At 38.8% G+C, this 22,372-nt stretch carries 22 protein-coding genes and 1 pseudogene; 3 read left to right on the forward strand and 20 right to left on the reverse strand.

Annotated features, from left to right (window positions below; translation table 11 throughout):
- From ED652_RS23905 to ED652_RS19850, 3 genes and pseudogenes are all read right to left on the reverse strand, one after another.
- Positions 1 to 241: pseudogene (locus tag ED652_RS23905) on the reverse strand (hypothetical protein); the annotation flags it as partial.
- Positions 242 to 689: 448 nt separating this feature from the next.
- Complete coding sequence (gene groL / locus ED652_RS19845; RefSeq protein WP_122055904.1) at positions 690 to 2,336, reverse strand: chaperonin GroEL; 1,647 nt, start codon at positions 2,334 to 2,336, stop codon at positions 690 to 692.
- A 51-nt stretch (positions 2,337 to 2,387) separates the two neighbouring features.
- Positions 2,388 to 2,678, reverse strand: coding sequence for a co-chaperone GroES (locus tag ED652_RS19850; protein ID WP_004733324.1), 291 nt, complete (start codon positions 2,676 to 2,678; stop codon positions 2,388 to 2,390).
- A 215-nt stretch (positions 2,679 to 2,893) separates the two neighbouring features.
- Between ED652_RS19850 and ED652_RS19855 the strand changes: the two genes are divergently transcribed.
- The 3 genes from ED652_RS19855 to ED652_RS19865 all read left to right on the forward strand — a co-directional run bounded on the left by ED652_RS19855 (position 2,894) and on the right by ED652_RS19865 (position 5,318).
- Positions 2,894 to 4,237: an MATE family efflux transporter gene (locus ED652_RS19855; RefSeq protein WP_122055905.1), complete on the forward strand. Its 1,344-nt coding sequence runs from the start codon at positions 2,894 to 2,896 to the stop codon at positions 4,235 to 4,237.
- Positions 4,238 to 4,473: 236 nt separating this feature from the next.
- Complete coding sequence (locus ED652_RS19860) at positions 4,474 to 4,959, forward strand: methylated-DNA--[protein]-cysteine S-methyltransferase (RefSeq protein ID WP_122055906.1); 486 nt, start codon at positions 4,474 to 4,476, stop codon at positions 4,957 to 4,959.
- A 107-nt stretch (positions 4,960 to 5,066) separates the two neighbouring features.
- Positions 5,067 to 5,318: a prevent-host-death protein gene (locus tag ED652_RS19865; protein WP_017093685.1), complete on the forward strand. Its 252-nt coding sequence runs from the start codon at positions 5,067 to 5,069 to the stop codon at positions 5,316 to 5,318.
- Positions 5,319 to 5,354: 36 nt separating this feature from the next.
- Here ED652_RS19865 and ED652_RS19870 read toward each other — a convergent pair whose 3' ends face one another.
- The 17 genes from ED652_RS19870 to ED652_RS19950 form a co-directional block, all read right to left on the reverse strand.
- Positions 5,355 to 5,678, reverse strand: coding sequence for a nucleotidyltransferase family protein (locus ED652_RS19870; protein ID WP_017093684.1), 324 nt, complete (start codon positions 5,676 to 5,678; stop codon positions 5,355 to 5,357).
- Positions 5,668 to 6,114 (reverse strand): HI0074 family nucleotidyltransferase substrate-binding subunit, encoded by a 447-nt coding sequence (locus ED652_RS19875; RefSeq protein WP_017093683.1) that lies wholly within the window; start codon positions 6,112 to 6,114, stop codon positions 5,668 to 5,670. The genes ED652_RS19870 and ED652_RS19875 overlap by 11 nt, the downstream gene beginning before the upstream one ends.
- A gap of 426 nt (positions 6,115 to 6,540) precedes the next feature.
- On the reverse strand, positions 6,541 to 8,073 hold the full coding sequence (gene gpmM, locus ED652_RS19880; protein WP_122055907.1) for a 2,3-bisphosphoglycerate-independent phosphoglycerate mutase: 1,533 nt from the start codon (positions 8,071 to 8,073) through the stop codon (positions 6,541 to 6,543).
- Positions 8,074 to 8,356: 283 nt separating this feature from the next.
- Positions 8,357 to 10,297, reverse strand: a complete 1,941-nt coding sequence (locus ED652_RS19885; RefSeq protein ID WP_122055908.1) for a nucleoside-diphosphate sugar epimerase/dehydratase — start codon at positions 10,295 to 10,297, stop codon at positions 8,357 to 8,359.
- 305 nt (positions 10,298 to 10,602) lie between these two features.
- Positions 10,603 to 11,151: a sugar transferase gene (locus tag ED652_RS19890; protein WP_122055909.1), complete on the reverse strand. Its 549-nt coding sequence runs from the start codon at positions 11,149 to 11,151 to the stop codon at positions 10,603 to 10,605.
- Between the two features lies 1 nt (position 11,152).
- The gene (locus ED652_RS19895) at positions 11,153 to 12,103 is read right to left on the reverse strand and encodes an SDR family oxidoreductase (protein ID WP_122055910.1); all 951 of its coding nucleotides are present in this window, start codon (positions 12,101 to 12,103) and stop codon (positions 11,153 to 11,155) included.
- Positions 12,100 to 13,239, reverse strand: coding sequence for a glycosyltransferase family 4 protein (locus ED652_RS19900; protein WP_122055911.1), 1,140 nt, complete (start codon positions 13,237 to 13,239; stop codon positions 12,100 to 12,102). The genes ED652_RS19895 and ED652_RS19900 overlap by 4 nt, the downstream gene beginning before the upstream one ends.
- Before the next feature lie 34 nt (positions 13,240 to 13,273).
- Entirely contained in the window at positions 13,274 to 14,206 is a 933-nt protein-coding gene (locus ED652_RS19905; protein ID WP_122055912.1) for an SIS domain-containing protein, read from the reverse strand.
- Positions 14,206 to 14,958, reverse strand: a complete 753-nt coding sequence (kdsB, locus tag ED652_RS19910; RefSeq protein ID WP_122055913.1) for a 3-deoxy-manno-octulosonate cytidylyltransferase — start codon at positions 14,956 to 14,958, stop codon at positions 14,206 to 14,208. Before kdsB ends, ED652_RS19905 begins: the two co-directional genes overlap by 1 nt.
- Positions 14,959 to 14,961: 3 nt before the next feature.
- Entirely contained in the window at positions 14,962 to 15,525 is a 564-nt protein-coding gene (locus ED652_RS19915) for an HAD family hydrolase (protein ID WP_122055914.1), read from the reverse strand.
- 2 nt (positions 15,526 to 15,527) lie between these two features.
- The gene (gene kdsA / locus ED652_RS19920) at positions 15,528 to 16,325 is read right to left on the reverse strand and encodes a 3-deoxy-8-phosphooctulonate synthase (RefSeq protein ID WP_122055915.1); all 798 of its coding nucleotides are present in this window, start codon (positions 16,323 to 16,325) and stop codon (positions 15,528 to 15,530) included.
- A gap of 77 nt (positions 16,326 to 16,402) precedes the next feature.
- Positions 16,403 to 16,903, reverse strand: a complete 501-nt coding sequence (locus tag ED652_RS19925) for a DapH/DapD/GlmU-related protein (RefSeq protein ID WP_162929967.1) — start codon at positions 16,901 to 16,903, stop codon at positions 16,403 to 16,405.
- Between the two features lie 105 nt (positions 16,904 to 17,008).
- On the reverse strand, positions 17,009 to 17,839 hold the full coding sequence (locus ED652_RS19930) for a glycosyltransferase (RefSeq protein WP_122055917.1): 831 nt from the start codon (positions 17,837 to 17,839) through the stop codon (positions 17,009 to 17,011).
- Positions 17,836 to 18,918: an EpsG family protein gene (locus ED652_RS19935; protein ID WP_122055918.1), complete on the reverse strand. Its 1,083-nt coding sequence runs from the start codon at positions 18,916 to 18,918 to the stop codon at positions 17,836 to 17,838. The genes ED652_RS19930 and ED652_RS19935 overlap by 4 nt, the downstream gene beginning before the upstream one ends.
- A 161-nt stretch (positions 18,919 to 19,079) precedes the next feature.
- Positions 19,080 to 20,162, reverse strand: coding sequence for a glycosyltransferase family 4 protein (locus ED652_RS19940; protein WP_122055919.1), 1,083 nt, complete (start codon positions 20,160 to 20,162; stop codon positions 19,080 to 19,082).
- A complete protein-coding gene (locus tag ED652_RS19945; protein WP_162929968.1) occupies positions 20,155 to 20,916 on the reverse strand; it encodes a hypothetical protein in 762 nt (253 codons plus the stop codon). The genes ED652_RS19940 and ED652_RS19945 overlap by 8 nt, the downstream gene beginning before the upstream one ends.
- A 91-nt stretch (positions 20,917 to 21,007) precedes the next feature.
- Positions 21,008 to 21,979 carry a polysaccharide pyruvyl transferase family protein gene (locus ED652_RS19950; RefSeq protein WP_122055921.1) on the reverse strand — a complete coding sequence of 324 codons (972 nt, stop codon included), beginning with the start codon at positions 21,977 to 21,979 and terminating at the stop codon, positions 21,008 to 21,010.
- Between the last annotated feature and the right edge of the window lie 393 nt (positions 21,980 to 22,372).

Raw genomic sequence — 22,372 nt, forward strand, 5'->3', positions numbered from 1 at the left:
AGGGTCTCACTTTGCTAAGTGTAGATTGGCAAAGGAGGGAGTGGATTCCATACATCATATTAAAGATAGTGAGCTTTCCTGAAGGGACATGGTGCTCCCACAGACACAACCCATTGCTGTCGAGTGCGGCATTCAACTTTTCTTGCAGGCGAGCATTGCTTTGCTTGAGCTCAGCATTCTCTTGTTCGAGTCTTGCAATCTTTTTTTCGAATTCGGCAATGATGTTCAAATCGGTTTGCATGATCTTGACGACAATTGTGGAATTAGCATCTTAATATAAAGAAAAAAATAGAGGGGTTCTATGCTCTTAGTAACACATTTAATTTTAATGTCTTTCTCTTTCTTAGCCGGACTTCACGTTATCGAAGGTGCGACTTTCAAAGATGGCAAGCCAAAATAAGATCAATAATATGCCTTGTATCGATGTCTTCTATATACAATTTACAGATACCGGTTAAATCAATACATATACTGTTATATCAATACATATCTAGCGTCTATCCATACTGCATGATCTTTTAACCAAAAGGCTTTTTCTCCCACGATTTCAGAGCTATACGTAGAAGTTGTGAATTTTTGTTGGATGTCTTATTTGTTGAATGTCTTAGGCAGCAAAAACTAAAAAAGCCCCGTAAACACTAAATTTACGGGGCTTTTCAGACTTTATAGGATTAAGTCAGGGGGGATGATCACATCATGCCGCCCATGCCACCCATACCGCCCATGCCACCCATATCAGGCATAGCAGCAGACGCATCTTGAGGCTTGTCTGTGATCATCGCTTCTGTTGTGATCATAAGACCAGCAACTGATGCCGCGAATTGAAGTGCAGAACGCGTTACCTTAGTTGGATCTAGGATACCCATAGCAATCATGTCGCCGTATTCACCCGTAGCCGCGTTGTAACCGTAGTTACCTTCGCCAGCACGAACGTTGTTAGCAACCACAGACTCTTCATCACCTGCGTTCTTAGTGATTTGACGGATAGGCGCTTCCATTGCACGTAGTGCAACACGGATACCTACGTTTTGCTCTTCGTTGTCGCCTTCAAGGCCTGCAACTTTAGATGCAGCGCGGATAAGTGCAACACCACCACCAGCAACCACACCTTCTTCAACAGCAGCGCGAGTTGCGTGAAGTGCATCTTCTACACGGTCTTTCTTCTCTTTCATCTCAACTTCAGTCGCAGCGCCAACTTTGATTACTGCAACACCGCCCGCTAGCTTAGCTACGCGCTCTTGAAGTTTTTCTTTATCGTAGTCAGACGTTGCGTCTTCGATTTGTTGACGAATTTGAGAAACACGACCTTTGATCATGTCTTCATTACCCGCACCATCGATGATGGTTGAGTTTTCTTTAGTGATCGTAATGCGCTTAGCTTGACCTAGGTCTTCTAGCGTTACTTTTTCAAGGTCTAGGCCGATCTCTTCAGAGATAACCGTGCCGCCCGTTAGGATAGCGATGTCTTGAAGCATAGATTTACGACGGTCACCGAAACCAGGCGCTTTAACCGCAGCCACTTTAACGATGCCACGCATGTTGTTCACAACAAGAGTTGCTAGCGCTTCGCCTTCTACATCTTCAGCAATGATAAGAAGAGGACGAGATGCCTTAGCAACCGCTTCTAGAGTCGGAAGAAGTTCACGGATGTTCGACACTTTCTTGTCGATAAGAAGAATGAATGGGCTTTCTAGATCAACAGAACCCGCTTCTTGGTTGTTGATGAAGTAAGGAGATAGGTAACCGCGGTCGAACTGCATACCTTCAACTACGTCTAGCTCGTCTTGTAGAGCCTGACCTTCTTCAACTGTGATTACGCCATCACGACCTACTTTTTCCATCGCTTCAGCAATGATGTTACCTACTGTCGAATCAGAGTTCGCAGAGATAGTACCTACTTGAGCGATAGCTTTCGTGTCTGAACAAGGAACAGAAAGGTTCTTCAGCTCTTCAACAGCCGCGATAACCGCTTTGTCGATGCCGCGCTTAAGATCCATTGGGTTCATGCCAGCAGCAACCGCTTTTAGGCCTTCAGCGATAATAGACTGAGCCAATACTGTTGCTGTTGTTGTTCCGTCGCCCGCCGCGTCATTCGCTTGCGAAGCCACTTCTTTTACCATTTGTGCGCCCATGTTTTGAAACTTGTCTTCAAGTTCGATTTCACGTGCAACTGAAACACCATCTTTAGTGATTGTTGGTGCGCCAAATGATTTGTCTAGAACAACGTTACGGCCTTTAGGACCTAGCGTTACTTTTACTGCGTCAGCCAGAACGTTTACACCTTCTAGCATTTTAATACGTGCGTCGTTACCAAATTTAACGTCTTTAGCAGCCATCTTTATTTCCTTTAAATTCTTTGTTCAATCAGTTCAATTTTATGGGTCGGATTACTCAACGATCGCCATGATGTCGTTTTCAGACATGATCAGAACTTCTTTGCCGTCGATCTTTTCAGTTTTCGTGCCGTAGCCTTCTGAAAAGATAACAGTATCGCCAACTTTAACGTCCAATGGTTGTACTGAACCATTTTCTAGAATGCGGCCTTTGCCAACAGCTAGAATAGTACCGCGCGTTGATTTTTCAGCGGCAGAACCAGTTAGAACGATGCCACCAGCAGATTTAGATTCAACTTCTTGGCGCTCAACGATAACTCGGTCGTGTAGAGGACGGATATTCATCGGTCGTATCTCCTGATAATTTCCATTTAATATGATAGTTGCCACAATTGGCATGGGTTAATCAGTATGTTGGGGCAATGTGAAAGATCCCAAGGGGGGAAATAAAAAATTGTGAGCTAAAGTGCAGATTCTCACCCCTCATCTTTCCCTGCTTTTCGTTTACTCGTATCCCGCATCTGTTTATCCTACGGTTTTGGTTTCAATCGGCGTTTTACATGCAAGATAAGCACGGGCTTTTAACGGCCCCGATAGCAGACACATTGCGCACCATGACCATACCGACCATTTTCGGTATGGTGGCGATCTTGATGTTTAACCTCGTCGATACTTTCTTTATCTCGTTGCTTGGCACCCAAGCCTTAGCCGCGGTGAGTTTTACCTTTCCAGTCACCTTTGCCATCAACTGCATCACCATGGGAATTGGTATAGGCTTATCGACGTGTATTGGTCGGTTACTTGGCCAAGGCAACGCGCAAAATGCAGCACGCTTTACCTGTCATGGCTTATTGTTGGCTCTGCTTCTTGTTGGCTGCGCTTCTACGCTAGGTATTCTCTCCTTAGAACCACTGTTTACCCTGTTAGGGGCAAAGCAAGAGTTGCTGCCGCTGATATCGGAATATATGTCGGTGTGGTATCTCGCGATCCCATTGTTGGTCATTCCCATGGCAGGCAACAGCGCGATCCGAGCGACAGGTGATACAAAAACGCCCGCCAAGATCATGCTACTGGCCGGCCTTATCAATGGCGTTTTAGATCCGCTACTGATCTTCGGGTATGGGCCTTTTCCTGAACTGGGGATTCAAGGCGCTGCGATTGCCAGTGGTTTCAGTTGGTTTGGTGCTTTGTGTGGCTCACTGTACGTATTGACCGTACGAGAAAAGCTGCTTGCGCCTCCTAAACTGAAAAACATCGTCAGTGACTGGCGACAAATCCTAAAAATAGGCACACCAGCTGCTCTCTCCAATGCACTAAATCCACTTGCTGGCGCAATCATCATGATGATGTTGGCCAAGCAAGGCACTGAAGCGGTGGCGGCGTATGGCGCAGCGCAACGTATTGAGTCCATTCTTATCATTGTGTTGATGTCTCTGACTTCTGCTCTGACGCCTTTCATGGCGCAGAACTTTGGCGCTGATAACCCACAGCGTAGTTTCAAGGCTCTGTTTCTAAGCATGCGTTTTGCCCTATTATTCCAAGGGTTAGTCTTCTTAATGATGGTGCCACTGAGCATTCCTTTGGCCGCCCTGTTCTCTCAAGAAGAGTCGGTGCGAGGCATATTATGGCATTACCTGTTAGTTGTCCCATTTAGCTATGGCTTCCAAGGTATTGTGATGATGTTAATCAGCGGCATGAATGCCATGCATCAACCACTCAAAGCCTTTCAATGGAGCTTCATGCGTTTGTTTGTGTTTACCTTGCCATTCGCGTGGATAGGCAGCCAAATTGATGGTGTCGAAGGGTTGTTTATTGGTTTAGCCTTGGGGAACATTGTCGGCGGTGTTTCAGGGTATTGCTTTGCACTTCGTGTGAGAGCTAAAGCAGATGCGGGATTCGAGTAACCGAGATGCGAAAAGATATAAGAGCGTAAGAGCAGATGTAAGACTCTAGTAGCGTTCTAATTAAACTCCGTCATTCCCTATAGCGAGGTACGAGCACAGTAGGGAATCTATTGCCTATAACTAATGGCTCGTTGTTTGAGATTCCAGACACTTCGTCCCTCAGTTCTGGAATGACGGTTTATGGTATCGAGATTCGAGAGCTTGAGAGCAGAAAAAACTAAAAGAAGGAAGATGACATGGAAGACACCACTTACAAAATGCTTTATGACGCACCAATAGGCAAGATGATCATTGTGAGTAATGGTGTGTCGCTTATTGAAATTGACCATGTAAATCACGAAGAGCGAATGACTAGCAATTCAGATGACCTTTGCCAACTGGCAGCGAAACAGTTAGATGAGTACTTTGCAGGTCAACGAATAGAATTCGATTTGCCATTAAGAGCGATAAAAGGCACTGACTTTCAAAAAGCAGCTTGGCAGGCTTTAACAACCATTCCTTATGGCGAAACCATCAGTTACGGTGAGCAAGCAAAGAGAATGGACAACCCAAAAGCCGTAAGAGCAGTGGGTGGTGCGAACGGCAAGAACCCATTTAGTATTGTTGTCCCCTGCCATAGAGTCATCGGCGCAAATGGAACATTAACCGGCTACACCGGCGGCATGAACCGCAAAGAGTGGTTGTTGGATTTTGAACGTTCGGTTATAGATAAAACGCAATAATTTGTCTCACTAGAGCAAAAATATAAACGTTTCGCCATCAAGAAGCGCCATTATCACCAGACAACATATAGTCTATATTTAAAATTTCATATGAAGAGGTAATGATAATGTCCACTGAAACGATAGGTTACTTAAAAAAGCACGCAGCCAACCTCGATTTATCTGAACCTATGACCATTACTCAAAATGGTAAGCCCGCTTATACGATTGAATCTTATGACGATAGAAAGCATAGAGAAGAAGCTATAGCGCTAATGAAACTATTATCGTTTTCTATTGATGATAAAAAACATGGCCGAGTCAATTCAGGTACTCAGGTTCGAGATAAACTGGCAAAGCGTAAACAATCGGTTCAATAATCAACATCATCGATACGCTAATAAAAATACGCTCGATTATTTGAGTTTAATCCCATAGGTGTCAATATGGGCAAGTAGCTCATTCGATGTAATTCTATGCTTAACGAGCAAGTCAACCTTGAATGGAAGTGACGATTGTTCTAAACGATCTTGCAAGCCTGCGACGACACTTAACGAAATACCGTCCCCCTCGATAACAATATCGATGTCAGAGTTATCTTTATAAGTTCCAAGGGCTCTAGAACCAAACACCCAGGCATGAATGACTGAAGCATGGTTCAAAACAACATCCTCAATCAGCTGATATTGATGAGGCTTAAGGCCGACAGAGCCTGGGCTAACCAAATAACTATCGATCACATTTAACCTCTTGTTCGCATTGACCCTCTTGATCACATTTAAGCTTTAAATAGAGTGTGACTTGCCCTATCACTGGTGAAAATGACTCTAAGATCAGTGACTGAGCTTCAAGGACATTTTCCTCATCATAGGTGTGGGACAATAAATTTCGTTTTATGAGTGCTTCAAGCATAATCTCACACTGCTCCGAAGATAGGTGCTTAGCTTCTAAGGCTGTACGAAAAACGCTCCTCGGCGAAGCCACATCAAACCCTTCAAACTCAAGTAAGTCTTTAAGGGTCTTCCATGTAAGTTCGAAAGAAAATTCAAAAGTTTGTACTAACCCAGCGAGCTCTAACTCATTGTAGCTATCTTGTGAGCACGCTCTCTCAAGCCTTTGCTGCGCTTTCATTAAGTTTTGCAGTCGTTGCTTCCAACGGTCTGGGTTTGAGTTCATATAAACAGCCTAGGGATAAGGTAAAAGACAAGTATAGTATGAGCCTTAAGCTACCTAATCATTCAAGCAATGTCACTCTTTCGATATATATCAAGGCCGTTCTTTTCGTCTTTTGTTTAAGGTCGTGTCCTTCTGTTCTCCCCTACCTGTATCCTGCATGTTTTTCTCACCCAATACCTGCCTTAAGCTCTTCGAACCCCGTTTACTCGCATCATGCATCAGCCCTTAAGCTCTTCGATACTCGCTTACCCGAATCCCGGATCCGCCCTTAAGCTCTTCGCATCTCGTTTACCCATACCACCCATCTGCTCTTAAGGCTCTTCGAATCCCGTTTACTCGTATCTCGCATCTATACTCAAATTCCAGATACAAAAAAACGGCCACACTCGCGTGCAGCCGTTCTAGTATTCGATGAAAGTTAAGTGACTACTTAACTAAAATATCACCTGACATTTCAGCTGGGATATCAATACCAGACAGAGAAAGCATTGTTGGTGCTAAATCAGACAGCTTGCCGCCTTCTTTGAACTCAACGTCTTTGTTGCCCACGTAGATAAGTGGAACAGGTAGGTTAGTGTGCGCTGTGTGGATGCCGCCCGTTTCTGGGTTTACCATCATTTCCGCGTTACCGTGGTCAGCAGTGATAAGCAGTTGGCCATCGGCTTCTTTGATTGCTTCAACCACTTTACCAAGACATTCGTCTAGCGACTCTACGGCTTTAACCGCTGCATCGTAAACGCCAGTGTGGCCAACCATGTCACAGTTAGGGAAGTTACACACGATAGCGTCGTATTTGCCGCCTTTGATTGCTGCAACAAGCTTTTCAGTAAGCTCTGGCGCGCTCATTTCTGGCTGTAGGTCGTACGTTGCTACTTTTGGAGAAGCAACAAGCTGACGCTCTTCGCCTTCAAACTCGTCTTCTTTACCGCCGTTGAAGAAGAACGTCACGTGCGCGTATTTCTCTGTTTCAGAGATACGTAGCTGCGTTTTGCCTTCTTTCGATAGCCACTCACCGTAGGTGTTCTCTAGAGAAGCCGGTGGGAATGCACATAGCAGTGGGATGTCTGCTGCGTATTGAGTCAGCATCACGAAATCGATCGCTGGGAATACGTTACGCTCAAAACCGTCAAAGTTAGGAACGAATGCACGAGTGATTTCGCGAGCACGGTCGGCACGGTAGTTCATGAAGATAACCGCATCGCCATCAACGATAGCTGCAGACTCTTCGCCTTCCGCTTTGATTTCAGTCGCTTTTACAAACTCATCGTTTTCATCACGAGCGTAAGCCGCTTCTAGGCCAGCTACTGCAGTGTCGAATGTGAACTCTGCTTTTGCTTGAGTAAGCAGGTCGTAAGATTCTTGAACGCGATCCCAGTTGTTATCACGGTCCATTGCGTAGTAACGACCAATAAGCGAAGCAACACGGCCTTTACCTAGCTTAGCGAACAACGCTTGGAAGCGTGCAAGTGTGTTTTCTGCACTACGTGGCGGCGTATCACGACCGTCTAGGAATGCGTGTAGGTAGATTTTCTCTGCGCCACGCTCAGCTGCCATTTCAACAGCTGCGTAGATGTGATCTTCATGAGAATGAACGCCACCTGGAGACATAAGACCCATGATGTGCACTGCTTTGTCTGCTTTAACCGCTTTATCAACAGCATTCACTAGCGCTTCAGTTTGACCGAATTCGCCGTCTGCGATTGATTTAGTAATACGTGTTAAATCTTGGTATACCACGCGACCCGCGCCGATGTTGGTGTGACCCACTTCAGAGTTACCCATTTGGCCATCAGGTAGGCCTACATCTAAGCCAGAAGCCGAGATTAGCGTGTTAGGTTGGTTAGCAATAAGACCGTCTAATACAGGTGTATTAGCGTTCGCGATAGCGTTGTCTTGGTTGTCTTCACGGTAACCGTAACCGTCAAGGATCACTAGAGCCATTGGCTTCTTAGCTGACATAGGACTGACCTCGTTCAATTCAAAATAAATCGGTATAAAAACAAATTAGCGTAATTTTACTACAGTTTATAGTCAAAACTGTAGTGGAAGATCAAGAAACGTCGCAGGTAGGCGGATCGGATATGAAAAAAAGTGTCATTTGATGAATAGATAAAGTCAATTCGACCTTCATGATACGCACACGCGAATATTAAGCCATACAAGCAAAAAGAGCCTCGTAATCACATTACGGGGCTCTCAGTGGCTATTAGCTATCGGATTTCACCGCTATTATCGAATTTCACTAAGCACTAGCTGCATTTGGCGCTTCTTGCATTTGACTCGCATTCCAAACCAAATCACCAATCCCATCCGTTGGCGAAAATCCGGTTGGCGCATCAAGTAGAAGTTGGCGAATCGTATCATGCTCTAGGTTGTGACAAGCAAAATCTAAAGATTCAAGCAATGTGTCATATTCATCAATCGGTAAAAACACTTCTTGTGCGGTCATGATTCGCTCATGAGCTGTTCGCTCTACGTTATCGCCAATCAATAGCTCTTCATATAGTTTTTCTCCCGGGCGCAAGCCTGAGAATTTGATTTCAATATCGCCGTGCTGATTCTCTTCGTTCTTCACAGAAAGACCAGAAAGCTTAATCAGGTTTTCCGCGAGATCGGTAATTTTTACTGATTCGCCCATATCAAGCACAAACACATCACCGCCCTTACCCATTGCGCCCGCTTGAATCACCAATTGTGCAGCTTCAGGGATGGTCATAAAGAAGCGGGTGATATCTGGGTGAGTGACCGTTAGAGGACCGCCGGCTTTAATTTGCTTCTTAAACAATGGAATAACGGAACCCGAAGAGCCCAATACGTTACCAAAGCGCACCATACAAAAACGAGTGCCGTTCTCTTTTTGGTTTTCTTGCTGAGCTAAAGCTTGTAGGCCTAGTTCCGCCATACGCTTGGTCGTGCCCATCACATTGGTTGGGCGTACTGCTTTGTCTGTTGAAATAAGAACAAAAGACTCAACGCCTGCTTCAATAGCAGCCTTAGCTGTATAATAAGTGCCGTACACGTTGTTGCGTACCCCTTCGACTACATTATATTCAACCAACGGAACATGTTTGTAAGCCGCAGCATGATAAACCGTTTGCACGCCAAAAGACTTCATTGAGGTTAACAAACGATGCGAGCGTTGCACTGAACCTAATAAAGGAACAATTTCCACATCATACCCTTTAGTCTCTTTGACTAAAGAGAGCTCACGGTCTACTTGATACAAGCCAAATTCAGAGACTTCAAACAGCACCAAAGTTTTAGGCTGTTGTTTTAAAATTTGACGACACAGTTCTGAGCCAATCGAGCCGCCTGCGCCCGTTACCATCACCACTTTATCTTTGATGTTGGCTTCCATGAGCACTTGCTGAGGCGCAACGGCATCACGACCCAATAAATCTTCAATCGGTACATCGCTCAATTCATCAATTTTCGCTTTGCCTGAGACAATGTCGGCCATATCAGGCACCGTCTGAATTTCGACAGGAAGCGGGGCTAGTAAATCTAAAACTTGCTTACGGCGAGCGCGAGAGGCACTAGGGATCGCCAGTAATATTTTAGAAATATCATGTTTATCGATCAAAGCTTGGGTCTTATCTAAACCAACAACCGGTAATCCTAAAATCACCGTGTTAGTGAGCGTGCTATCGTCATCAATAAATGCACGAATACGATAGTTTTCAGAAGCACGGAGCGCAACCGCGAGTTGCCGACCACCGGAGCCTGCACCATAAATCAACACTTCTTGACGTGAGTCTTTCGAGGGTGACGTCGTGGCCACAAGGTTACGAACAATCAGGCGAGAGCCACCACACAATAGCGCTAAATAAGCACCATAGATAATAGGGACAGTCCGAGGAATGGGTTCTTGCAGGTAATAAGCAAAAACTGCCAATGCTAGCGCCGACAACACCGCACCAGCCGTCACCACAAACAAGGCCTGGAAAGTGACGTAGCGAAGAACGGCGCGATAAAGTCCTATTTTGGTAAAAATAATGACCGTTGTTATTACTGTTAAGCCTGCCAATAATAAATTGTCACCATCACTCAAAAATTGAAAATCGCCTAGCCTTGTCCACAACGCAATATGCAGAGCAATTAAGATGAGCAAAGTGTCGATGAGGACACTCACTACCCGCTTGTGTAAGCGAGAAAGTTGCCAGATAAAATTGAGACGTTGCATAATAATATTCTTATTTATTTGGATTTAATAAGCCACAGAGACTGTATAAGTGAGAAGTACTGAATATGGTTAGAGCTCGCTAAGAGAGCTTACAAACGACAACCCGAAATTTACTTCGATCTTAATTTTGTTATTGGTAAAAAGCCCCAATTATTTAAAAAACTTTAGCCTATTGGGGTATTTTAGACCAACGAAGAAGAGAGTTTACACGAACAATGCTCTCATGCCTGAGACTCTCAAATCACTAAGCCAATGATTAAAAGAGCAAGGGTCTAAAAGAGAAAGACTAGTTCTCAGAATGGGGACTATTTAACTGCATCACCAGAGCCACTGCCAGTCGCTGTCATCAAGATATACTTGAAATAATCTTTTAATGTCAGCGTATCTATCATTTGCTTATCCGTTTTAGCCAATAACTCAGGTGTAGACATATCGATATTCTGAACTTGAGCTAAACCGGTTACACCCGGTAAAACATCATACACACCAAGAGCATCACGTTCTTTGATCAACGCTTCTTGGTTAAACAAATTTGGACGCGGGCCAACTAAACTCATTTCACCTTTCACAACGTTGATTAATTGTGGTAATTCATCGATTTTAGTTTTACGTAGAAAATTACCAAGCTTAGTAATCGATGCATTACTTGCCAAGTGACTAGCAACAGACTTCGTCTCAACGCTCATGGTACGAAACTTGATAAGTTTAAATGGTTTTTTGTTACGACCTACACGTTCTTGAATAAAAATTGGTGAGCCTGTATCAAACATGCCGATAATGGTTACAACAACAAGAACTGGCCATAGGAATAGCAAGCCAAAGAAAGAAGCGAGAAAATCGATCAAACGGATCATGTTACTTGTTACCTCGTTTATTTAAAATATAGTCAGCTGTTTTTTTAAAACCATCTTGTAAAGATTGAGGTGGTGTCCAGTCTAATGTTTCTTTTGTATGAGAGATATCTACCTGTAAAGAACCAATAAGACGATCAACAACATCTTCTTTTTTAAGCAACTTGCCAGCAAAGTTGTAGCACCAAACAGGGACAGGCAATTGGAAGTTTTTCTTACCACAAGCAACCGACATTTGTTTTACCATTTCAGAAGTAGAAACATCGTGATCATCTGAAACTAGAAATACTTGATTTTTCGCTTTTGGGTGTTCGATACAAGTAACAATTAAATCAACTAAATTGGTTACAGACACTAAACTACGCTTATTTGAATTGATTAAACCAAATGGCAAAGGGAAACCTTTAGAGACCAAATTCATTAGTGAAGCAAAATTAGCTTTGACACCAGTACCATAGACAAGCGTTGGTCGAATAATAACGACCTCTAAATCTGTTTCTTTAGCAAGATTCAATAATTGCGTTTCCGCTTCTGATTTAGACTTCGCATAAAAATCTTGAGGGTCACGAATACTATCGTGTCTGAATGGTTCCCCTGGATGGGAGAACTCTCCATTAACCTTAATAGTGCTAATAAAAATAAATCTTTTTACTCCTGCTTTAACAGCTTGCCTGGCTAAGTTCATCGTCGCCTTTGTATTGAATTCTCGATATTCTTCTAATGGATCCAAAGAAATATCATTCATAATGTGAACACGAGCAGCACAATGTATAATACAGGTGGTATTTTTCATTACTCTTTCGAGGTTTGTATTTTCATCCAATGAGTATTTATAAAAAAAAATGTTAGAGTCTAAACTAGGCTTTTTTCTGCCAAGTACCGAAACCTTTTTTCCCTTTAAAGCCTTTAGGATTTGCCTCCCGACAAATCCTGAGGAACCTGTCAGCAATATCATAAACTATTTACCATATTATTATATATAGCCACATTCTGCTCAAATATACTTTCATTTGAGAATCGAGATTCTACCAGTTCTCGGCCATTTTTACCCAACACATTAATCAAATCAACATCTAAATAAATTTTCTCCAATGCGTTGGCTATACTTTGAATATCGTGCGGAGAAACTAGATAACCATTGCTCTCGTTAATGCATATATCCTTACACCCTCCTAATGGAGTTGTAATAACAGGGCGCCCTATAGCACATGACTCAATCAGAATTCTGGGTACACCTTCCCCGTAAGAAGTAGGTAGAGCAACAACATCAGAACCCCGAATAAGTTCGGGCATGTCGTCCCTCTTTCCTAACCAAATGATATCCCCAGCATTAGAGAGGCTTTCAATCTGCTCTTGAGTAAAAGAAAGTGGAGAGTCAAAATCAAAAATCCCAGCTACATTTAAGTTTACATTGTAATTTTTTTCTTTCAGTATTTTAACGGCTTTAACTAAACTCACTAATCCTTTATCTTTTAGGAGCCTACTAGCGAATAAAATGTTCAACTCCTGACCTTTATTTGAAGATAAAGAATAAGAGTACTCCTTTAAGTTAACACCAGCACCAAAGACTCTAATAAGTCTTTCATCACACAATAATTTCTTTTCCCTAAAATACTCTAAATCTTCTTGGTTCTCGAAAAGAGCAAGGTTTTCATTATTTTTTGACGAAAATTTGATAGCACTGAAGATTAAAAACCTTGCAAATCTATGAGCTAAAGTAGTCGACGTTTTAAGGGTACCTAAACCAGCATAGGTCGACACTAAATTTATACCCTTTAACCTGCACAATATCGTTGCATACAAATTAGGCTTAATTGTCACAGAATGAACAACATCGGGTTCTACTTTATTTATTAGTTTATTTAGTGACATCATCGAATATATTTCACCTATGACACTTAATGAAGACCGGTCCATAGAGAAAGTATGAATAATAATACCATAAGATTTAAGTTCAAAAGCAATATCACAACAGCATGAAGGTAATGCCACATGAACAGAAAACCCGTTGCTTAAAGCATTGATGGCTCTTTCTTTCCAGTGCAAGTTAAAATACCAATCGGCATTTAATACATATAAGATCTTTTTCATCAACTCATTTCCCTTTATCCATTTAACATATAGATTACTTCTTAAGTAAACCAACTATATGCCGATCTTCAATAACCAAAAGTGATGTGATGCCCTGACTTTCAAACTTATCAAAAGCCATCTGCATAGAGCAATCAGAAGATATAGTGATAGGGTTGACCGAAAACATATCTTGAGCTGTGAGGTCAAACGCTAGACTTCCCTTATTAATCAATGCTCTTCTGAGATCGCCATCTGTAATAATTGAGATTGAAGCATCATCGTTTTCAACGAGCGTAAGCCCTAACTTGCCCGATGAAATTGATAACATAACATCTGAGAAATTTGAGCAATAACTCACTGTAGGTAATGGGTGTGGGATCATTTCATCTCGAACCCTAGATAGAAGCTTCCGACCTAAACTACCTCCAGGATGAAAGCGAGCAAAGTTTTCAGGTTTAAAACCACGCACATCCATTAGAGCTACTGTTAAAGCATCCCCCATAACGAGAGTCGCTGTAGTTGAAGATGTTGGTGCTAACTGCAGAGGACAGGCTTCTTTAGGTACCGCAATATCTAAATGACAGTGCGAATTTGAAGCAAGAGTAGAGTTTTCTTTACCTGTGATCGCAATAACGAAGTTATCATTATCACGCAAGAAAGGTAATAGCTTTAGCACTTCATCAGTTTCACCTGAATTCGATATAGCAATGAACACGTCTTCAGGCTTAACCATTCCAAGATCACCATGAAATGCCTCACCGGGATGCATGAAGAAACTTGGTGTACCAGTACTCGCAAAGGACGCTGCTATTTTTTTCCCTATAATTCCGGATTTTCCCATCCCACAAATGATTGTTCTACCTTTTGTGTTAATAATGGCATTGATAGCCACTTCAAATTCAGAACCTAATCTTCTTGCCATGTAATCCAACCCTTCTATTTCGGTTTGAATTACCTCTCTTGCAATATCAATTGAACTAGCCATTAAAACGTCTTCTCTTCCATTATTTTTTTGATAGTTTCGTAATCGTCACTAGTATCTATACCATGAGGGACGACACCATCAAATGTCATTGCCCCGATACTCATTCCATGGCTTAGAGCACGTAACTGTTCCAATTTTTCATAACTCTCAAGTTCATCTTCTACGTATGAACAAAATTCTTTCAAAGCAGAAACTCGGTAGGCGTAAATCCCGATATGTCTTTTTGCAAATGACAAATCAGAAGGGTTATCACGATTCATTGGCGACGCGGAACGAGTAAAATAAAGCGCTCGACCATTATGACCAATAACAGCTTTAACTACATTTGGGTTAACGAAGTCGTCTTGGGAAAGCAAAGGAACAACTGCAGTCGTAAGATGGTAATAGGGGTTTGACAACGTAAATGAGACAAGTTGTTGTATGAGCCCTGGAGGGATCATTGGCTCATCTCCCTGCACGTTTACGACAACGGTACCACCGCTCCACTCTTTGAGCTCAACAACCTCATTGATACGATCCGTACCGGATTGATGCGACGAGGACGTTAAAACCACTTGGATGCCCTCATCTTTTAACACATCACTGATTCTTTGATCGTCAGTGGCGACAAAAATATCAGCTTGCTCGATGCCCGCCTCTTTACAACGCTCTATTACATGCCAAATAACAGGTTTATCAAGTAAAGTTAATAAAGGTTTACCAGGCAGTCTAGATGAGCCGTATCGTGCTGGAATTACAACTTTCACACTCATTATTTATTGCTCCATTGTTGCTACGTCATCCAAGCGGATTTTATCAAGTAAAGAGCCGTATACCTCTTTTAGTGGTTTATCAAGTTGTGTCACCAACAACAGATCAACAAACTCTCTTACCATCCCCTTGCCCCCTTCAAGAGATGAAACCCAATCAGCACTATCGATAGCTAAACTATGAGCGTCAATTGGCGCGACAGCTAAACCTACCTTCTCAAAGATCGGTATATCCAGCACATCATCACCTAGGAAAGCAATTTGATCTGATGTGATTTCATATTTAGAGCAGATATTAATTAAAGCGGGAAGTTTATTTTTACAACCAGTAATTATTTCATCAAAACCCAGTTGTTGGCATCGAGTATCTAAAGCTGAACTCGCTTTACCTGAAATAACACCAACAAGAATACTATGGCTACGTAATAACTCGATAGCCAAACCATCTTTAACATTAAATGATTTGAAGAACTCACCGTCTTGATTAATATAAATTGAGCCATCAGTCATTACACCATCAACATCAAGCAAAACCATTTTGATATTATTACAGACCTGCTTATCCAACATAATTAGACCAATTTCGATTCAATAAAAGCGCGACGATGAACGACTTCATCAATCTCAAGCAAAGTCTCTAGTAGTTCTTCCATATGTTTCAGTGGCAACATATTTGGACCGTCACATAATGCCTTATCTGGGTTCGGGTGAGTTTCCATAAACAAACCATCAATACCGACAGCTACTGCAGCTCTTGCAATCGCGGGTACGTGATAGCGATTCCCGCCTGTTGAACCATTCAAAGTACCTGGCATTTGAACGCTGTGCGTTGCATCCATTACAACTTTGCATCCGGTTTCTTTCATGATAGTTAAACCCGGCATGTAGTTAACTAGTTGACCAAATCCAAAGCTAGTACCGCGATCACATAGCCATATGTCATCGTTACCGACTGCACGACATTTCTCTACCACTGGAGCCATGTCTGATGGGTGCATCCATTGACCTTTTTTAATATTTACCGGTTTACCCATTGAGGCAACTCGTTGAATAAAACCAGTTTGACGTACAAGAAAAGCTGGAGTTTGTAAAACATCAACAACTGAAGCAACTTCGTCTAAAGGGGTATCATCATGAACATCTGTAATAATTTTTACACCTAACTGATCTTTTGCTTTTTGAAGAATTTTCAGCCCTTCTTCAATACCTGGACCAGTAAAAGCGGAAGCCGACGAACGGTTAGCTTTGGTAAAAGAAGACTTAGCAATATATTCAATACCAAGTTTATTTGTAATTTCTTGTAACTCTGAAAACGTATCTAGAACTAAATTTTCAGATTCGATGACACATGGTCCCGCAATTAAAAACATTTAACCACCATAATTAATGTATAAAATAAGATAAGATTAGATTAGATTAGATTAGATAAAACCAATCAAATGGATGTCTATTTATCAGGCCACTTAACTGAAAACAAATTATTATTATTGTCGTGTTTATAAAAATCCTTCATATTCCGTTCATTAACTACACGCTGATGAGAACCAACAACTATCTGACCACTTTGAACATCTTTCGAAACTACAGTTCCCATCCCGATGACTGCACCATCACCAATAGTAACGCCTGGAGTAATGATAACATTCATTCCTATCCAAACAGAACTCCCAATATTTACGGACTTCAATATATATGTATCATCATAAGGGATAGCATTACCATTTATATTATGATTGCAAGTATAGATCAATACATTGCGACTAATCTGTGTATTTTTCCCGATAGTAACGCCACCCAAAGCATGTATAAAACAATTATCTCCTATTCTTACATTACTTTCCAAAATTATATTATCAGGATTGTGTAAAACGGCATCGCCATGAAATAGACAATTATCCCCTCGTTTTTTTACTTTAGACAAGGCCAGTTGACCTTGAGACTTTTTCACAATGAACTTCAGTTTATCGATTATAAAAACCAATAAATATATAAACTTGCTTAATATAAACATTACTAGAAACCCCACAATGAAAAAATACAGTATCTCTTCTATTTATCTGTTTATTAATCCCAACTTTGTTTTTACAAAATTGGTAATTTTTATAGGCAACACTAACAAAGAAATTGATTTGACAACCCCAAAATAACATAGCAGTTTAGTATAATTAAAAAACTTTATTTGGGATTTTATAACACTAAGTATTTGGGCGTTTCTATTTGAGAGAGAAAGGCCTGATTCTCTTATTAAGCACCTTGTTACAATGTCTTTGATATTTCCGACATCGTGACTATGAACTATTCTTAGAAATAGTTCATAATCCTCAGCGTGTATATACTCCTTTTCATAATAGACATCAAAATCTAATGAATTCAAATCAAAAAGAATAGCTGGATGAATAAAGCATGAACGATATACTTGTTTTGTTTTTATATCTCTGCATGATTCAGGCAAATTTGATTTATAAAGAACTCTGTTATTTTCGTCAAAGAACTCTACATTACCACCAACCATTGCAAAATTATTTTCCTTAAGAAAATTAAGTTGTTTTTCCATTCGAGATTCTACATATATATCGCAACAATCTAACCTAAAAACATACCTTATTTTATTTTCCTTGCACGTACTCAACCCTACATTAAGGGCTTTCACTATACCACTATTACATTTTAGTCTTATGATAACCAAACTAAAGTTAACCACACCAAATTCAGATAAGGATAATTTTTCATCACTACCATCATCAACGACCAATACGTTGATATCTTTTTCACATATACTATCTATAGTTTTCTTTAGACCATCTTTATCATTATATGCAGGGATTAATATGCAAGGTTTATTTTCTAACAAGGAGCCTTGAATATACTCTATTTCACTGTTCATAAAATACCATTAATCGTATAAGGAACTAGATTTGAAAATCTAGCTAGAGAAAATATTGAATAAAACAAAAATCCGGTTATGAATATAATATTAAGTATTTTTCCAGCCCTTCCTTTTATTGAAATCAATACACTAGGTAACAAAAAAATCAAACTTTGAGTGTAATATATTGAAGAGCGCGCAACACCATTAGGATCTAGCTTCATAATAACCGAATATACATTAATTAAACATCCAATAAGCAACATATAAAGTAGAAAATCATAAAAATAATCATTTTTTTCTGACAAAACTCTATGAATAAAACAAAATATGAAGAGTAACAAAATAAATATACTTTGATATAACCCCCCACTTGATTCCTGCTCTATATAAAATTCACCATATCTTGAATCTATACTATTAGATGCAAACTCAACAAAAGGCACAATTAATAAAAGCATGCCTGAAATTAACATGGCAAATAAAGTGAACCTAGATAAAGTAAATTTATAACCATAAAGAAAATATAGAGGGATACATAATACTATAGATTTATGTATAGTTACCCCCAGAATAATAACAACTAAAAATTTAGAAAACTCTCTATTTACTATATACCTTAAAGAGAATAGCACCATAGCAACTGTTATTGCCTGTCTTTCAGCATTAAAGTGAAAAACATAAAATCCCAATAGAAAAAACACTACTAATGAATATATTTTACTTTCTGACAATCTAATTATCGAAAGGAAAGATAGTAGAACCACTATAGATGATATTACAAAAAGATTAAAATGAAAATTATCTATTATAACCTTACTAAGGTATCTAATAAAAACAAAACCAAACTCATTAAAATAGTCAATATCTAAAAGGAAGTCTTCTGTCTTTAAGTTCAAAAAAAATCTTTGATATACTATTGTATCAGTGCCAACGGATACATCTCTAAAGCTAGAAAACAAAACAAGAATTAATGCAGATATAGTTAATAATATTGTAGTTACTATTTTCTCGCTTAATTTATTACGCATGACACCTTTTATACCAAGTGCAAAAAAAAAACATGAGCTAGCATAAATAAAAAGGTAATAAAGCATTATATTCCTTAGAGAGTTGTGAAATAGATTCAACAACAAATTTCCATACTATCCTTATACTTATTTAGAAAAAATAAATAATAGAAAATACAAATGGTTTAGCAAAAATCATAAAAGAAAAATATAATAGTGGAAATTTAATAGAATCAAACAAGTGCAAATTATATAATACTCTTAAAATAAGGTATATATTGGTCATGTATAACTTTAGACCAAGAGTAAACGAGTCCATTTTTTTGTATAATTTCTGGGTCAAATTCATCATAAATCCGAACTATCTCGGTCATTGAAATTAATAGTTCTTCAACATTATCACCGGTCAAGAACCCATTACTATCGTTGATTATTTTTCTATTATAGAACACGTCTGTTGCTAAAACTGGCAATCCAGACAATATATATTCTATAGTTTTTGTAACTGGTTGTAGATTATAAAAATCAGTTTTAGGCACAAATGAAATTCCAATATGACAATTGTCTATAATATTAATAACCCTATCTCTTGTTACATAACCATGCATGTGTACTCTTTCTGACAGGTCATACTCTTTAACAATATTGTTAATCTTATCTATCTCTTCATCAACCCCACTACCAACTATATTCAGGTCACCAACATTAACAATAGAAGAACTACACAACCTTGCAAAGGCCAATACTACTTTATGAATTTCCCTTTTATCCAGAGTTCCAACATAAATGAAGTTTATTTTATTCTGTTTTTTAGATGCAATTTTATTACATTCCGCGCCTAATGGAAGTTGAGTCAAGTTAGACTTATCAAAACCAATAAACTCACCTAAATTCAATGAGTTAATTGTAATGTTATTGGTCAAAATATTACATTCGTGCTTCAAGACTGAATTGTATATAATCCTTTTTATTCTGTTTTTAAATAAAAAACCGGATCTGACATCTACGATAAATTTACTATTATCAATAAATGGTTTTAATAATGAGATACCCATGAAATATTGGCAAAAAATCAAATCATAATTCCCTGAGTCTAACTCCTTACGTAAATGATTTATTAAGCTTAACCTAAACCTAAGCCCCGGAGTACATTGGACTTCTTTAATAACGAGACCATCTAACGATAATGAACAGCCAGTATCATCTAAGACAAGACCTAAGTATGTAACATCAAACTCTTCTCTAGAATATTTAGCTAAATAATAAGAAACAACATGAAAACCAAACTTGGCACAATATACAATTAGGAGTTTTTTCTTTTCACTATTCATAATTAATCTCTAAGTCTAATTTTTTCAATTCCTCATCAAAAACAGTTAAAAACTCCGGATTGTCTTTGGTATTTCTTAATACTAATTTACCGCTGTATGATACTGCGATCAGATAGAATATGATCGATGAGAGCTGCATCTCTACTTCTTTCGAATTTAATGCTAAAACCTCTGTAGGGGTCTGGTTAATTTTCTTTAAAAATTTAGGGTGCAATATCAAAGATTCATCATCAATTTTAAACTGTTCAATCTCGTTATTTCTTACCAAATCCCTTGACTGAGAAAAAGATGCAATCTTAACTTTATCTTTAACATTAGATAAGTAATAAGGTGCAAGGTTTACTTTAAATAAATTTTTATCTATTCCCTTCTTTTCAGGAAAGACCAGATAATGGTCGCAAAATTTTTCAGTGTGAGCATTATTCGGGCTAGGGAAATAAATAAGTCCAATAGTTCTCATTATGGTAGAACATAGGTTTTTCAATACCCACTTTAAACCAAGTTTACCATCAGTTTGTTGATAAGCAACTCCATATGAAGATAAGCCATCGTCAAGTATATTGATTCTTGAGTTAGTCAAATTACTGTAATAAACTGATTTTGATGTAAACCTTTGTCCGGTATAGAGTCTGAAATTTTTTTTTCTATAGCATCGAAATATATATTTCTTATATTTATCAATAGAAAAGGAGTTGCTTTTATTTGAATAATATACTTTACCTTTAAAGTATTTATTAGCAAAAGAAAACGACACGTTCTCACTTATTATACAAATGCTATTGTAATCACTTAAACTAATCGCTTGTAAAAGGTGAAAATTAGAGAAGCATAAAAAAACCTTTAGTTTATTCATATGATAATATATCTTTAAACATAGAGTCAATTTTTGATTTAGCTATATTCCTATAACCCTTGATTAACTCCCTTTCATTATCAGTCAAGATAAAATCATCTAAGTAATCTATGTCAATCTTATTTATATCAACAATAAACTTATTAACATCTAACCCTATATCATTAATTACACCTTCAACTTTATGGGAGTTCGATTTAAGAGCAATAAATGGAGTTCCGTTATTAATACAGAACATCATTGTATGAAACCTTCCACATAATGCTAATTTATGTCTACTTATCTCATCGTCGTACTCTTGATGTGTCTCAACATAAAATATAGGTAATATCTTTTCACTAGTAATTCTTTTTTTAAGAGCATTATATGACTTAGATAAAATATTTTTAAACGAATTGTTTCGAATAATCCTCATCAAAGTTGAACCTTTGGACTTACTTTTATAAAAGATATTTTCATTAAACACTGATATAAAAGAAGTAGAGGGATGATGAGAGAATTTATCAAGTAGTTCTTTGGTAATATCTTTTTTAACACTATCCGTAATCAAATACTTGCCATTTTTTTTAGACTTATTTTCTTGATCATTGAATAAGGATAAATCAGGGATAACTTTAGATGAAATATTATGATCTTCAAGTTGTTTGTGACTATAGCTTTCTCGAACATAAATTCTATTAAAGTACTTCAAATAATCAATATAGGACTCGTCATTATCTTGATATGTCATGTTAATTAGAAATGATTTAACATCGTATGATGCAGAAAACTTAGCTAACTCTATAAGTAATTTTCCATTTTTTGTATTATGATGTATAGTTCCTTCTCCATTAACTATAACTTTATCTGATTGAATTATTTTTCTTTTTAAAAACTCTGAATTTTTCCAGTTAACACCTAATTCTACATATGTAATATTGGCGTCAGGACAATATTTTTTAAGATAATAGTCAATCGTATTCATTACTCTAGAGCATCCGTGATGATTCTCTACTCTAGTATCATTAAATATTACAATGTTAATATTTTGCTCCTTACATTGAAAAATTAAAATTTAAGTTAACTACCAATTTCAAAAAATCTGAATTTAGTCACATTTATAAAATAAGGTATATTTTAATCCGAGTGTTACTTTTTATTTCCTTAACAGCATATTACACAATTAGAAATATTAATTATTTAATATGTTCACCAGACAAAGATTACGAAACCCCTTGCCCTGCCAGGGCGCGAGCATACTTTGATTGATTGATTGATTTATAACCCAAAGAAGACTCGAGCCCGATAATCATCGTTCCAACCAGGGCAAGATTACGAAGCCCCTTGTCCTGCAAGGATTTGCGAAAGGTAGCTGTTG

The sequence above is a fragment of the Vibrio sp. Evd11 genome (assembly GCF_900382755.1).
GTDB classification, from domain to species: domain Bacteria; phylum Pseudomonadota; class Gammaproteobacteria; order Enterobacterales; family Vibrionaceae; genus Vibrio; species Vibrio lentus.

Bases quoted from the DNA above. Each gene is read 5' to 3' on its own strand.
- ED652_RS19905 (WP_122055912.1), bottom strand. From the start codon at position 14,206: ATGGCTAGTTCAATTGATATTGCAAGAGAGGTAATTCAAACCGAAATA.
- ED652_RS19850 (WP_004733324.1), bottom strand. From the start codon at position 2,678: ATGAATATCCGTCCTCTACACGACCGAGTTATCGTTGAGCGCCAAGAA.
- ED652_RS19885 (WP_122055908.1), bottom strand. From the start codon at position 10,297: ATGCAACGTCTCAATTTTATCTGGCAACTTTCTCGCTTACACAAGCGG.
- ED652_RS19930 (WP_122055917.1), bottom strand. From the start codon at position 17,839: ATGAACAGTGAAATAGAGTATATTCAAGGCTCCTTGTTAGAAAATAAA.
- ED652_RS19865 (WP_017093685.1), top strand. From the start codon at position 5,067: ATGTCCACTGAAACGATAGGTTACTTAAAAAAGCACGCAGCCAACCTC.
- kdsB (WP_122055913.1), bottom strand. From the start codon at position 14,958: ATGAGTGTGAAAGTTGTAATTCCAGCACGATACGGCTCATCTAGACTG.
- ED652_RS19890 (WP_122055909.1), bottom strand. From the start codon at position 11,151: ATGATCCGTTTGATCGATTTTCTCGCTTCTTTCTTTGGCTTGCTATTC.
- ED652_RS19860 (WP_122055906.1), top strand. From the start codon at position 4,474: ATGGAAGACACCACTTACAAAATGCTTTATGACGCACCAATAGGCAAG.
- ED652_RS19895 (WP_122055910.1), bottom strand. From the start codon at position 12,103: ATGATATTGCTGACAGGTTCCTCAGGATTTGTCGGGAGGCAAATCCTA.
- ED652_RS19875 (WP_017093683.1), bottom strand. From the start codon at position 6,114: ATGAACTCAAACCCAGACCGTTGGAAGCAACGACTGCAAAACTTAATG.
- gpmM (WP_122055907.1), bottom strand. From the start codon at position 8,073: ATGTCAGCTAAGAAGCCAATGGCTCTAGTGATCCTTGACGGTTACGGT.
- ED652_RS19940 (WP_122055919.1), bottom strand. From the start codon at position 20,162: ATGAATAGTGAAAAGAAAAAACTCCTAATTGTATATTGTGCCAAGTTT.
- ED652_RS19915 (WP_122055914.1), bottom strand. From the start codon at position 15,525: ATGTTGGATAAGCAGGTCTGTAATAATATCAAAATGGTTTTGCTTGAT.
- ED652_RS19950 (WP_122055921.1), bottom strand. From the start codon at position 21,979: ATGAATACGATTGACTATTATCTTAAAAAATATTGTCCTGACGCCAAT.
- ED652_RS19855 (WP_122055905.1), top strand. From the start codon at position 2,894: ATGCAAGATAAGCACGGGCTTTTAACGGCCCCGATAGCAGACACATTG.
- groL (WP_122055904.1), bottom strand. From the start codon at position 2,336: ATGGCTGCTAAAGACGTTAAATTTGGTAACGACGCACGTATTAAAATG.
- kdsA (WP_122055915.1), bottom strand. From the start codon at position 16,325: ATGTTTTTAATTGCGGGACCATGTGTCATCGAATCTGAAAATTTAGTT.
- ED652_RS19900 (WP_122055911.1), bottom strand. From the start codon at position 13,239: ATGAAAAAGATCTTATATGTATTAAATGCCGATTGGTATTTTAACTTG.
- ED652_RS19935 (WP_122055918.1), bottom strand. From the start codon at position 18,918: ATGCTTTATTACCTTTTTATTTATGCTAGCTCATGTTTTTTTTTTGCA.